The organism is Methylobacterium nonmethylotrophicum (assembly GCF_004745635.1).
Lineage (GTDB): Bacteria > Pseudomonadota > Alphaproteobacteria > Rhizobiales > Beijerinckiaceae > Methylobacterium > Methylobacterium nonmethylotrophicum.
In genome coordinates, this window is sequence record NZ_SRLB01000019.1 from 59,677 (window position 1) to 71,990 (window position 12,314).

9 protein-coding genes are annotated in these 12,314 nt (G+C 71.4%); 7 read left to right on the plus strand and 2 right to left on the minus strand.

The window, feature by feature from the left end:
* Nucleotides 1–401: 401 nt before the first annotated feature.
* Nucleotides 402–1,466, minus strand: coding sequence for an amidinotransferase (locus tag EU555_RS23525; protein ID WP_245524455.1), 1,065 nt, complete (start codon nucleotides 1,464–1,466; stop codon nucleotides 402–404).
* Between the two features lie 410 nt (nucleotides 1,467–1,876).
* Here EU555_RS23525 and EU555_RS23530 point away from each other — a divergent pair, with 410 nt between their 5' ends.
* The 6 genes from EU555_RS23530 to EU555_RS23555 all read left to right on the plus strand — a co-directional run bounded on the left by EU555_RS23530 (nucleotide 1,877) and on the right by EU555_RS23555 (nucleotide 8,230).
* Nucleotides 1,877–2,947, plus strand: a complete 1,071-nt coding sequence (locus EU555_RS23530; RefSeq protein WP_135417656.1) for a lysylphosphatidylglycerol synthase domain-containing protein — start codon at nucleotides 1,877–1,879, stop codon at nucleotides 2,945–2,947.
* 4 nt (nucleotides 2,948–2,951) lie between these two features.
* Nucleotides 2,952–3,605 (plus strand): Tgt2/MlaC family protein, encoded by a 654-nt coding sequence (locus EU555_RS23535; protein WP_245524449.1) that lies wholly within the window; start codon nucleotides 2,952–2,954, stop codon nucleotides 3,603–3,605.
* 176 nt (nucleotides 3,606–3,781) lie between these two features.
* Nucleotides 3,782–4,966 (plus strand): bacteriohopanetetrol glucosamine biosynthesis glycosyltransferase HpnI, encoded by a 1,185-nt coding sequence (gene hpnI / locus EU555_RS23540; protein ID WP_135417658.1) that lies wholly within the window; start codon nucleotides 3,782–3,784, stop codon nucleotides 4,964–4,966.
* 94 nt (nucleotides 4,967–5,060) lie between these two features.
* Nucleotides 5,061–6,497 carry a hopanoid biosynthesis associated radical SAM protein HpnJ gene (hpnJ, locus tag EU555_RS23545; RefSeq protein WP_135417720.1) on the plus strand — a complete coding sequence of 479 codons (1,437 nt, stop codon included), beginning with the start codon at nucleotides 5,061–5,063 and terminating at the stop codon, nucleotides 6,495–6,497.
* Between the two features lie 82 nt (nucleotides 6,498–6,579).
* Nucleotides 6,580–7,440, plus strand: coding sequence for a hopanoid biosynthesis-associated protein HpnK (hpnK, locus tag EU555_RS23550; RefSeq protein ID WP_135417659.1), 861 nt, complete (start codon nucleotides 6,580–6,582; stop codon nucleotides 7,438–7,440).
* Nucleotides 7,441–7,507: 67 nt separating this feature from the next.
* Nucleotides 7,508–8,230, plus strand: coding sequence for a molybdate ABC transporter substrate-binding protein (locus tag EU555_RS23555; protein WP_167858644.1), 723 nt, complete (start codon nucleotides 7,508–7,510; stop codon nucleotides 8,228–8,230).
* A 28-nt stretch (nucleotides 8,231–8,258) separates the two neighbouring features.
* Here the strand turns inward: EU555_RS23555 and EU555_RS23560 are convergent, their stop codons facing one another.
* Nucleotides 8,259–10,949, minus strand: coding sequence for an MMPL family transporter (locus EU555_RS23560; RefSeq protein ID WP_135417661.1), 2,691 nt, complete (start codon nucleotides 10,947–10,949; stop codon nucleotides 8,259–8,261).
* A 396-nt stretch (nucleotides 10,950–11,345) separates the two neighbouring features.
* Between EU555_RS23560 and ispH the strand changes: the two genes are divergently transcribed.
* Entirely contained in the window at nucleotides 11,346–12,296 is a 951-nt protein-coding gene (gene ispH / locus EU555_RS23565) for a 4-hydroxy-3-methylbut-2-enyl diphosphate reductase (RefSeq protein ID WP_135417662.1), read from the plus strand.
* The last annotated feature ends 18 nt before the right edge of the window (nucleotides 12,297–12,314 follow it).

Sequence of the window (12,314 nt, forward strand, 5' to 3'; positions counted from 1 at the left end):
GATCCAGGCGACGTCGGGCCAGCGGCGCCGCGAGCAGGCGCGCGAGCTCGGCGGAGCCGATCAGGCCGTCGCCGCCGAGTACCAGGATTCTCCTCGCGGAACGGCCCTCGGGTGGTGGTCGGCACGGTGCCGCGTCACGCCGCTGGGACGATCTATGCTGGGGCCTGTTCGGCTCTCTCGCCGGGACTGATGCCGAATCCGGAAGATGACGTCCGGATCGGTCTCACCAGCCCGCGGCGGCGGAGCTTCGCTCCGCACGCCTGAGCGACGCCGAAATCCGCATCGCGAAGCGATCAATCGGATTTCGGATGACGCCCACCATCGTCATCTCAGGGCCGCGCACCGAACCCTGAATGACGATAAGGTGTTTCAAGCTTCGTCAGACGAGCTCGACGTTCGTCTTAGAAGTACGACTTCAGCACACCCCGCCGCCGCACGTCCAGCGTCGCGCAGTGGAACGAGCCGCCGAACGGGCCGTAGGACAGGAACGGCGTCGGGATCGGGTCGAAGCCCCAATCCTTGAGCGCCTTGATCAGCGTCGGCTGGCTCGAATCGACCACGATCTTCTTCTCGTCGATGGCGAGCACGTTGATCGAGGTCCAGGGCGAGCACATCGAGATCTTGCTCATGAAGCCCTCGACGGGGTCGGGGCGGGGCGCGATCAGCACGTCCCATGTCTTGAGCACCGCCGGCAGCTTCTCGACGTCGATGTAGTCGGGGTTGACCAGCACCTTGCCGGGGGCGAGGGGCATGAACGACGAATCGATGTGCATCGGCTGCGGGCAGCGGCTCTCGATCTCGTGGATGCGGAAGCCCGGGCCCAGGTGGCGGCGCAGCCACTCGATGCCCATCAGGTTGGTCACGTTCGAGCGGGTGACGAACAGGTCGCGGCCGCAGCGCACGAAGTCGGCCGCGTCGAAGACCGGCTCGAACTCGTTGACGGTGAACTGCATCGGTTCGCCGGCCTTCAGGTTCGGCACCCGGTAGTCGTAGTTGTAGAGCTCGTCGGTGAGCTGGGGCCGGGGCGCCGAGGTCCAGCGCGCGCCGGCGCGGAAATACTCCTTGAACAGCGAGCGGTAGGCGTCGCCCTCGAAGTAGCGCGAGCGCCAGCACATCGGGCTCTCGATGATCTCGTCGCCGATCACCAGGTATGGGTCGCGCGGGCAGGCGACGCAGAAGCCGCGCGACGACCAGCGCGGGGCGCGGAACTTCTTCGAGAAGTCGATCGAGTCGGGGCGGCGGATCTTCACGCCCTCGCCGGCCAGGATCCTGATGAAGCCGTCCAGTTCCTGCTGGGCGAGCTTCTTCATGAATTTCGGGTATTTCCAGCCCGAGGCGAGCCGGTAGAACGGCTGGGCGGCCCGCGGCAGGTTGAAGATCACCGTCAGGTGGTGGGTCGGGATCGTGGCGCCGTCGAGCGAGCCGACGATCACCTCCTCGAGCGGGTCCCACTCGTTCCAGGCCATCACCGGCGATTGCGGCGCCGGCGCCCGGCCGGGAGCATCGTCCCGGAACGTCGGCAGATCGTGCGCGGCCCCATCGTCGAGCGCGCCGCGCTCGGCCTCGAAGGTCGTCTCCCGGTCCATGTCCATCCCCTGACGGCCGTTACCTGCGGCCTTCTCTCGCGCGTCTGGCCTCCGCCGGCCCGTCCGAACCGGGGAGGAAGGTGCGCCATAACATAGGCTTGCGGCGATGCTTGGGCGGGCTCGCCGCGCCGGCGGAACGTGCCGGTTTCGCCGGCAGTGTGTCCGGGCGGTGATAGACAGCGCCCATCAAAGCTGCAACGTGCCGGGATGCAACGGCGCTGCTTTGTTTCGACTCCGTTGCCGGAATGGCGCGCCCCAGCGGTCGCTGCCGCGACGACAGAAAGAGGGTCATGAAGCGACTGACGACACTGGGCCTGATCGCCGGCCTCTGCACCGTGATCGGCCTGTTCGTCTCCTCGGGGCCGGAGGCGGTCGCCGACGCGCTGTGGGCCTCGGGCTGGGGCGCCCTCCTGGTCGTGGTCGCGCGCTTCGTGGCCGTGGCCTGGGCGGGCCTCGGCTGGTGGGTGGTGTTTCCCCGCGGCGAGAGGCCGCTCCTGCGCGCCTGCATCGGCGTGCGCTTCGTGCGCGAGGGCGTGAACACCCTGCTGCCGGTGGCGCAGGTCGGCGGCGACCTGATCGGTGCTCGGCTCCTGACGCTGCAGCGGGTGCCGGGATCGCTCTCGGGCGCCACCACCCTCGTCGACCTGATGGTCCAGGCCCTGACGCAGTTCCTCTTCACCCTGGCGGGCTTGGGCATCCTGGTGGCGCTCGGGGGCGACGGGCCGATCGTGCACTATGTGGGCCTGGGCCTCGTGGTGGCGGCCCCGGCGCTGCTGGCCTTCTACCTGGTGCAGCGCCGCTTCGGCCAGACCCTGCTCCAGGCGGCGATCAACCGCTTCGCCGGCGGGCGCGAGTGGCGGATCTTCGGCGCGGTCGACGTGCTGTTCGAGCGCCTGCGCGGCCTCTACGCCTCCCGCGGCCGCATCGTCGCCGCCATCGCCACCCACCTGTTCGGCTGGGTCATCGGCACGCTGGAGGTCTGGATCGCGCTCCGCTTCATGGGCTACGAGGTCGGCTTCCTCGAGGCGACCGTGATCGAGAGCCTGGCCCAGGCGGTGCGCGGCGCCGCCTTCGCGGTGCCGGGGGCGCTCGGCGCGCAGGAGGGCGGGCTGATCGCGCTCTGCGCCGTGTTCGGCATCCCGGCCGAGGCGGCGCTCGCCCTGTCGCTGATCAAGCGCCTCGCCGACCTCGTGGTCGGGCTGCCGAGCCTGATGCTCTGGCACGCCCTGGAAGACAACGCCGATCAGGGCCGCCCGGCGGCCGGGCTCGGCGCGGCCCTGCGGGCGCTGATCCGCCCGCGCCGGGCTCTCGGGCCCGCCTACGGCTACGCCGCGGCGCCCGTCGACGGCAAAGGAGAATGACCTGGTGCAGACCCGACGCGAGATCCTGCGCAGCCTGACGATCTCCGGCCTGCTGGTGGGCTCAGGCCTGCCGGCGCCGGCCCAGACCCCCGCTCCCGCGGCCGGGGAGGGCGACCCGGCGGTCGCCACCGTGCGGCGCATGACGGAGGCGTTCGAGGCCGCCCTGAAGGCCCCCGACGTGCGGGCCCGGGCCGAGACCCTGACCGCCCCGATGCAGCAGAACTTCGACCTGCCGGCGATGCTGCGCCTCGGCGTCGGCACGCGCTGGCGGGAGATCCCGGCCGACAAGCAGGAGGCCCTGACGGCCGCCTTCGGCCCCTACCTGACGGCGACCTACGCCACCCGCCTCACCGCCGCGACGGGCAGCAAATTCGCGATCGACCCGAAGAGCGAGCCGCGCGGCAACGGCCGCCTGGTCCACGTCACGGTGACCGATGCGGGCGGCGATCCCTCGCCGGTCGACTACGTGCTGAACGCCGACAACAAGATCACCGACGTCTACCTCCAGGGCACGGTGAGCGAGGCCGGCACCCTGCGCACCGGCTTCTCCGAGCCGCTGCAGGAGGGCGGGCCCGACGGCCTCCTCGCGCACCTGCGCAAATCCACCGAGACGATGCTGGCGGCCCCGGCCCCCAAGCCGGCGGCAGCCAAACCGTAATGTCGGCGGCCGCCAAGCCGTGATGCCCTCGGCGGCCGGGCCCTGACGGCACCGGCCGCCGAACCCCGACCGCCGGCGGCAACCGGGCGCTAACCAGCCGCCCGCAGCCTCATCACACGAAGACAGCCCGCCGCGCCCGCGCGCGGCCAACTCCTCCCCGGGATCGCCGCCTCGCCATGGATTGGACCTGGATCTCCACCCTGCTGCTCATCCTGGCGCTCGCGGGATGCGTGTACGGCCTGACCACCGCCTGGCTCGCCGGGCGCCTCGCGCGGCGCCCGGTGCCGCAGCTGGCCCCCGACGCCGCCCGCCCCTCGGTGAGCCTGCTCAAGCCGCTCTGCGGCGACGAGCCGAACCTCCACCGGAACCTCACCACCTTCTGCAGCCAGGCCTATGCGGGCGCCGTGCAGGTGATCTTCGGCGTGCAGACCGCGAGCGACCCGGCGATCGCCGTGGTGCACCGGCTCCAGGCCGAGCACCCCGCCCTGCGCATCGACCTGGTGATCGACGCCCGCCAGCACGGCTCGAACCGCAAGGTCTCGAACCTGATCAACATGGCGGGGCTGATCGCCCACGACGTCGTGGTGCTGGCCGACAGCGACATGGTGGTGGCGCCCGACTACCTCGAGCGCATCGTCGCGGAGCTGGGCCAGCCGGGCGTCGCGGGCGTCACGTGCCTCTATCACGGCGTGCCGGCGAACCGGAGCGTGTGGGCGCATCTCTCGGCGCTCGCCATCGACACCCAGTTCCTGCCCAACGTCCTGATGGGCACGTCCTTGAGCCTCGCCGATCCCTGCTTCGGCTCGACCATCGCGTTCCGGACCGAGCTGCTCCCCCGCATCGGCGGGTTCGAGGCGATCCGCGACGATCTCGCCGACGACTACGCGCTCGGGGCGGCGCTCAGGGCGCAGGGCGGCCTCGTGGCGATCCCGAACTTCACCATCGGGCATACCTGCGTCGACACCTCGCTCGCGGGCCTGTGGCGCCACGAGACTCGCTGGAACCGCACGATCCGCAACGTCGATCCGGTGGGCTACGCCGGCACGCTCGTCACCCACGCCTTCCCGCTGGCGCTCATCGCGGCGCTCCTGCCGGATTCGGGGCTCGATTCCCTGGCGGTCGCCGCCCTGGCGCTCGCCTGCCGCATCGTGCTGTGCGTGCGGGTGGAGCGGGCCTTCGGCCTCGAGCCGCACCCCTACTGGCTGCTGCCGATCCGCGACCTCCTGTCCTTCGCCGGCTTCGCGTGGTGCTTCGTGTCCGGCGCCGTGACTTGGAAAGGTCATGATTATCGGGTCGTTGCGGATGGCACGCTGATCCCCGAGCCCGGCCTCGCCCGCGAGTCCGGCGCGTCCTCGACGTAACAGACATCGTCGGCCGCCCGGCGGCCCCACCGGCCGTGAGACGGCCTCACCCGGCCGCGCAGGCGGCCCTCTCTTCAGAGACGACCTCCCGATGATGCGGACCCTCTTCCTCCAGGCCCCCACCTTCGACGGCTTCGACGGCGGCGCCGGCTCGCGCTACCAGGCCAAGCGCGAGATCAAGTCGTTCTGGTACCCGACCTGGCTCGCCCAGCCGGCGGCGCTCGTGCCGAACTCCAAGCTGATCGACGCGCCGCCGCACGACATCAAGCTGCCGGAGATCGTGGCCCAGGCCAACGACTTCGACCTCGTGGTGCTGCACACCTCGGTGCCGTCGTTCAAGTCGGACGTGAAGACCATCGAGGCCCTGAAGGCGGCGAACCCCAAGCTGATCGCCGGCCTGATCGGCGCCAAGGTGGCGGTGGACGCTGCCGGCTCCATGGCCCAGGCGCCCGCGGTCGATTTCTGCGCCCGCAACGAGTTCGACTTCACCGTCAAGGAGGTCGCCGAGGGCGTGCCGATGGCGGAGATCAAGGGTCTCTCCTACCGGGATGCCGACGGCGTCGTGGTCCACAACCCGGACCGCGAGATCATGACCGACATGGACCAGCTGCCGTTCGTGACCTCGGTCTACAAGCGCGACCTCGAGATGGAGAAGTACTTCATCGGGTACCTCAAGCACCCCTACATCTCGTTCTATTCGGGCCGGGGCTGCAAGTCGCGCTGCACGTTCTGCCTGTGGCCGCAGACGGTGGGCGGCCACACCTACCGCACCCGCTCGGTCGCGCACGTGATCGAGGAGATCAAGTACTGCCTGAAGGAGTTCCCCCAGACCAAGGAGTTCTTCTTCGACGACGACACCTTCACGGACAACCTGCCCCGGGCGGAGGAGATCGCCCGCGAGCTCGGCAAGCTCGGCGTGACCTGGTCGTGCAACGCCAAGGCCAACGTGCCGCGCAAGACCCTCGAGGTGCTCAAGGCCAACGGCCTGCGCCTGCTGCTGGTCGGCTACGAGTCCGGCAACCAGCAGATCCTGCACAACATCAAGAAGGGCATGCGGGTCGAGGTGGCGGAGCAGTTCACCAAGGACTGCCACGAGCTCGGCATCGCCATCCACGGCACCTTCATCCTCGGCCTGCCCGGCGAGACGAAGGAGACGATCCAGGAGACGATCGCCTTCGCCAAGCGGATCAACCCGCACACCATCCAGGTCTCGCTCGCCGCGCCCTATCCGGGCACCTTCCTGTACAAGCAGGCGGTGGAGAACGGCTGGCTCGACAAGGACAATGCCGAGCTCGTCGACGAGAACGGCGTGCAGATCGCGCCGCTGCACTACCCGCACCTGTCCCACACCGAGATCTTCAACTCGGTGGAGGAGTTCTACAAGAAGTTCTACTTCCGCGCCCCGAAGATCGCCTCGATCGTCAGCGAGATGGTGCGCTCGCCCGACATGATGAAGCGGCGCCTGCGCGAGGGCGTCGAGTTCTGGCACTTCCTGCGCGAGCGCCAGGGCGTCGCCAAGAAGGCGGCCTGAGGCCTCCTTCCCGCCTGAAGCGGGATGCCGAGCCTCCTCGTCCGGCCGGACGGGGAGGCTCTTTCGCGTCACGAGACCGACCATGACCGCAGCCGCAGCCCGCAAACGCCTCGTCGTCACCTCCGACGATTTCGGCCTCTCGGCCGAGGTCAACGAGGCGGTGGAGCGGGCCCATCGCGACGGCATCCTCACCGCCGCGAGCCTGATGGTCTCGGCGCCCGCCGCCGCCGACGCGGTGGCCCGCGCCCGCGCGATGCCGTCCCTGCGGGTGGGGCTGCACCTCGTGATGGTCGAGGCCTGGCCGACCCTGCCGGCGGCGCAGCTCCCGGACCTCACCGACCGGGCCGGGCTGATGCGGGCCGACCAGGCGCGGCTCGGGCTCGACCTGGCGCTGAGAGCCGGCGCCCGCCGCCAGCTCGCCGCCGAGATCCGGGCGCAGTTCGAGGCCTACCGGGCGACCGGGCTGCCCCTCGACCACGTCAACGCGCACAAGCATTTCCACGTCCACCCGATCATCGCCGGGATGGTCCTGGCCACCGGGCGCGACTACGGGATGCGGGCGATCCGGGTGCCGCGGGAATCGCGGGCGATCTTGCGCCGGGCCGAGCCCGGGGCGACGCCTGGCTTCGCCCTCGACACCGCGCCCTGGGCGGCGCTCCTCGCCGCGCGGGCCCGCCGCGCCGGCCTCCTTGTGCCGGACGGGGTGCTGGGCCTCGCCTGGTCGGGCGCCATGACCCCTGCCCGGGTCGCGGCGCTGCTGCGCCACCTGCCCGACGGCCTGACCGAGCTCTACCTCCACCCCGCCACCGCTGGCGGCTTCCCGGGCGAGGCGCCCGGCTACGCCTATGCGGAGGAGTTCGCCGCCCTGGTCTCGCCCGAGAGCCGGGCGGCGCTCAAAGCCTCCGGCGCCGTGACCGGCGGCTTCTCGGATTTCGCTCGCTGACGGGCGGCGTCCTCGGCTACCCATGGGGCAGGGCCGGACGACCGGGCCCGCTCCCGGAGACGCTTCGATGCGCCGCATCACGCCCCTCGCCACAGCCCTGCGACGCGCGGGCGGCGCGGCCGGCCTCGTCCTCGCCCTCGTGCTGCCGGCCGGGGCGGCGGAGATCGCGCTCCTGACCACCGGCGCCTACAAGCCGGTGGCGGCGGCGCTGGTGCCGGAGTTCGAGCGGCGCACCGGCCACAAGGTCGCGATCCGCAACGAGACCGCGGGCGCGGCGGCAAAGGCCATCCGCGACGGCGCTCGACCGGACCTCGTGGTGCTGACCCCGGGCGGCCTCGATGCGCTGATCCGCGAGGGGGCACCGATGCCCGACATCGCCACCCTGGCGGGCTTTCGCGAGGCCTTGCTGAAGGCCCGCGCCGTCGCGATGGTCGATCCGGCCTCGGGCGGATCGAGCGGGATCTACCTCGCGGGGCTCTTCGAGCGCCTCGGCATCGCCGACCGGCTCAGGGACAAGCTCGTTCTGGTGCGCGGCGGCCTGGCCGCGTCGCGCCTCGTCTCCGGCGAGGCCGACCTCGCCCTGCAGCAGACGAGCGAGCTTCTCGCCGTCACGGGCGCGCGCCTGGTCGGCCCGATCCCGGCGGAGGCGCAGAATTTCACGGTCTATGCCGGCCTGGTCCCGGCGGGCGCGAAGGAGGGCGACGCGGCGGCGGCGCTTCTGCGGGACCTCGCCGGCCCCGGCGCCGCCCCGGTCCTGGCGGAAAAGGGCATGGCGCCGCCGGGGCCGTGAGGGCGTCCGGCGGACCTGCTGGCCGGCCTCAGGCCAGCCGGCTCGAGGCGACCGGGGCTGACTCGGCGGTCTCGCGGATCAGGGGATCGCGCCGTGCCGCCGCCTCGGGGGCACCGTCCACGGCCTTGCGCTTCGGCGGCGGCCCCAGGAAGGCCGGCACGATGAAGAAGGCGGCGACCAGGGTGAAGAACAGCGACAGGGCGAGCAGCTTGCCCATGCTGGCGGTGCCCGGATGGCTCGACAGCACCAGCGAGCCGAAGGCCGTGCCGGTGGTTAGCGCCGAGAAGAAGATCGCCCGGGTCAGGCTCGAGGCCAGCATGTCGGCGACGCCGGCCCGCCAGGCGATCACGTAGTAGATGTGGAAGGCGACGCCCACCGCCAGCATCAGCGGCAGCGCGATGATGTTGGCGAAGTTCAGCGGCATGCCGATGAGGTAGAGCGCCTCCAGCGTCCACAGGGTGGCGAGCACCAGGGGCCCGAGCGCCATCGCGACGTCCCAGGGCCGGCGCAGGGCCACCGACAGGATGATGAAGATCGAGACGAGCGCCAGGAGGCCCGCCTCGATGAAGGCGCCGAGGATGGTGTGGCTCGACCGCGTGGTGGCGACCGGCGCGCCGGTGGCGTGGGGCGCCACGCTCAGAACCTCCTTGGAGAAGCGCCGCAGCACCGCGTTGTCGTTCGAGTTGCCCTTGGGCTGCACCTCGATGCGGGCGCGGCCGTCGGCGGCGACCCAGTCGGAGCGGGTCTGCGCCGGCAAGGTCTCCAGCGTGATCTTCTCCGGCGTGAGCAGGCTGCGCAGGCGGGTGAGCAGGGCCTTGAGGTTCGGCACCGTCGCGGCGGCGGCGGCCTCGCGCACCGGGGGCTCGGCGCCGGCCAGGCGCTCCAGCGTATCGGTGAAGCCCTGGATGGTGGCGAGCGGCCCGGAGGCGGCACCGCCGCCCTGCTGCTGGGCTCCTTGCACGATGCCGCGCAGGGCCGTGACGGCGTTGCGGATCGCCGTCACCACGTCGCGGTCGTTCGGGGCCGGGGCGACCCGGGGCGGGCTGAGCACCGGGCCCATCACCCCCGCGGCATCCTCGATCGTGGCGAGCTTCTGGTCCTGGTCGGCCGGCACGAAGGTGTCGATGTCGATCACCCCGGCGACGCTCGGCAGCGCGGTGAGCTTCTTGACCATCGGGGCGATCGCGTCGCGGTTCGGCACGACCACGTCGATGGTGTTGGGGCTGGTCTTCGGGTCCTTGGTCAGGTCGAGATAGGTCGCGACCGATTCCACCTTGGCGCTGCGCAGGTGCATGGGGTTCGAGTCGAACGGCAGCCAGTAGAGCAGGGGCAGGCCCGCCACCGTCACGAGGCCGGTGAGCACCAGGACCAGCTTGCGGTTGGCCAGGATCCAGTGGTCGACCGAGGCCATGCCGGCGGTGCCGACCTCCTGCTTCTCGCCCGGCGGCCGCAGCACCGCGATGAGCGCCGGCAGCAGGGTGAGGGAGAACAGGTAGGCGACGATCATGCCGACGCCGGCGATCAGGCCGAGCTCGGACACGCCGCGGAAGTCGGTCGGCAGGAACGAGAAGAAGCCGGCGAGCAGCGACACCGCCGCCAGCGTCAGCGACCAGCCGACGCCGCGGGCCGCCGAGCGGATCGCCCGGACGAGGTCTTCCTCCGCGAAGCGGTCGGCGCGGTAGCGCACCGCGAACTGGATGCCGAAATCGATGCCGAGGCCGACGAACAGGGCCGCGAAGGCGACCGAGATCGGGTTCAGCTCCCCGACCATCAGCAGGCCGAGGGCCGCCGTGACGACGAGGCCCGCGAAGGTGGTGATGAGCACCGCGACGACGAGGCTGCCCGAGCGCAGGGCGAGCCACAGGAACAGCACGATGGCGCCGCCGGTGACCGAGTAGTTGAGCGCCGCATCGTCCGAGAGGGTCGCGAACTCGTCGTCCGCCACCGCGACCTGGCCGGTCAGCCGCACCCGCACCCCGTTGGCCTCGGTCAGGCCGAGGTTGCGGGCGGTCTCGCGGATCAGCGCCGTCGCCTTCTCGCCGGGCTGGAGGGCGTCGTAGTCGAGCACCGGCTGGGCGATGACGAAGCGGCGCAGGTCGCTCGGCTCCGCCTTGCCGCCGGCGAGCAGGAGCTGCCAGGACAGCTGCGCCGGCTCGCCCTTGAGAACACGATCGAAGACCTCCTTCATCCGGCCCATCGGGCCGACGAGGTCGTCGGGCTTGGCCTGGCCGGCCTTCACCCCCTGGGCGCCCATCACCATCGCCTGCATGATGCCGCGCAAGGACGGGTCGGCCGCCAGCGGCCCGAGCAGGCCCTGCTGCTGGACCAGCTTCTCGGTGGTCTGCTCCAGCTCCTTCTGGGACATCAGGAGCAGGCCGTTCTTGTCGAAGAACGGGCCGCCATCGGGCCGGTAGACCACCGGCAGCAGGTCCTTGCGCGAGGACAGGGCCTGGGCCAGGCGGCTGGCCGCCTCCTCGGCCTGTTCCGGCGTCTGCCCGTCGATCACCGCGACGAGGAGGTTGCTGCGCTGCGGGAAGGTCTTCTCGAACTGGATCTCGTCCTGGCGCCAGGGCACGTCCGGGGTGATCAGGCGCTCGACGTCGGTGTTGATGCGGAAGAGGTGCGCCGCCGTGACGGCGCTCGCGACGGTGACCATGAGCGCGGCCACGATGATGAGCCAGCGCCGATGTACGGAAAACGCCACGAGCCGTTCGATCACGATGCGAAGCCTGCCTCTAGCTCTCGAGCCGCGCGGCGGACCGCGACGGCTGCGTGAAGTCCTGAAAGATCCTGCCGCCGCCGGAGCCGGGATGCCCCGCGACGTGCCGCACCGGCCGGGAGCCAGTATAGTGCGCGAGGCCGCGGCGCCCATGGTCACGGGATGCACCTGCGTCACGGACGCACCGACGGCGCGCACGTGGCCGGCTAGGTAGTGACCCGCAGGCCCGATTGCAACGCATTGGCCGCAAACGGATCCCGGTCCCGGGTCGCATCCCCGTCCGGCCGCCGCCGCGCAAGCTCGGCTTTACGGCGCCGGGATCCTCGCCTTAGACCTCGCAGGCAGGACCGGTCCGCCCGTCGGCGGATTCCCACGGGGTCGCGGCGAGAGGGACGGGTGGCGGCGAGGCAGGAGAACGGGCTCGACCTCGTGCTGGCCCAGCCCAGGGGGTTCTGCGCCGGCGTGGTGCGGGCGGTGGACATCGTCGAGCGCGTTCTCGCCCGGGGCGACGGCCCGGTCTACGTGCGCCACGAGATCGTCCATAACGGCCGCGTCGTCGCCGACCTGCGCGCCAAGGGCGCCCGCTTCGTCGAGAGCCTGGACGAGGTGCCGGACGGCGCCACCACGATCTTCTCGGCCCACGGCGTGTCGCGGGCGGTGGAGGCGGAGGCCGCGCGCCGGGGCCTGCCCGTCGTCGACGCCACCTGCCCGCTCGTCGCCAAGGTGCACGGGCAGGGGAGGCGCTACGCCGCGCAGGGCCGCACCGTGATCCTGGTGGGGCATCGCGGCCATGCCGAGGTCGAGGGGACGCTCGGGCAGATCGACGGCGAGGTCCATCTCGTCGGCAGCGTCGCGGAGGCCGAAGCGCTCGACCTGCCCGCCGACACGAAGCTCGCCTATGTCACCCAGACCACGCTCAGCGTCGACGACACCCGGGCGATCATCGCGGTTTTGCGCCGTCGCTTCCCCGACCTCGCCGGCCCCGAGACGCGGGACATCTGCTACGCGACCCAGAACCGCCAGGCCGCCGTGCGGGCGCTGGCGGCAATCGCCGACCTGATTCTGGTGGTGGGGGCGCGCAACTCCTCGAACTGCAACCGCCTGCGGGAGATCGCCGCCGAGGCGGGCCGGCCGAGCCACCTCGTCGAGGGGGCGGGGGACCTCGCGGGGATCGACCTGTCGGGGGTGCGGACCCTCGGCCTCACCGCCGGCGCCTCGACCCCGGAGGTGGTGATCGCCGAGGTGATTGCTGCGCTGCAGCGTCGCACCCCCCTGACGATTTCGACCCTTCCGGGCATTGTCGAGGGCGTGAGCTTCCCGCTCCCGTCGAGTTTGGGCCACACTTAGACCGTTTCGAACCTAGCT

Coding starts and splice junctions, on each gene's coding strand:
- EU555_RS23525 (WP_245524455.1), bottom strand. CDS start 1,466: ATGGCCTGGAACGAGTGGGACCCGCTCGAGGAGGTGATCGTCGGCTCG.
- EU555_RS23530 (WP_135417656.1), top strand. CDS start 1,877: ATGAAGCGACTGACGACACTGGGCCTGATCGCCGGCCTCTGCACCGTG.
- hpnI (WP_135417658.1), top strand. CDS start 3,782: ATGGATTGGACCTGGATCTCCACCCTGCTGCTCATCCTGGCGCTCGCG.
- hpnJ (WP_135417720.1), top strand. CDS start 5,061: ATGCGGACCCTCTTCCTCCAGGCCCCCACCTTCGACGGCTTCGACGGC.
- hpnK (WP_135417659.1), top strand. CDS start 6,580: ATGACCGCAGCCGCAGCCCGCAAACGCCTCGTCGTCACCTCCGACGAT.
- EU555_RS23555 (WP_167858644.1), top strand. CDS start 7,508: ATGCGCCGCATCACGCCCCTCGCCACAGCCCTGCGACGCGCGGGCGGC.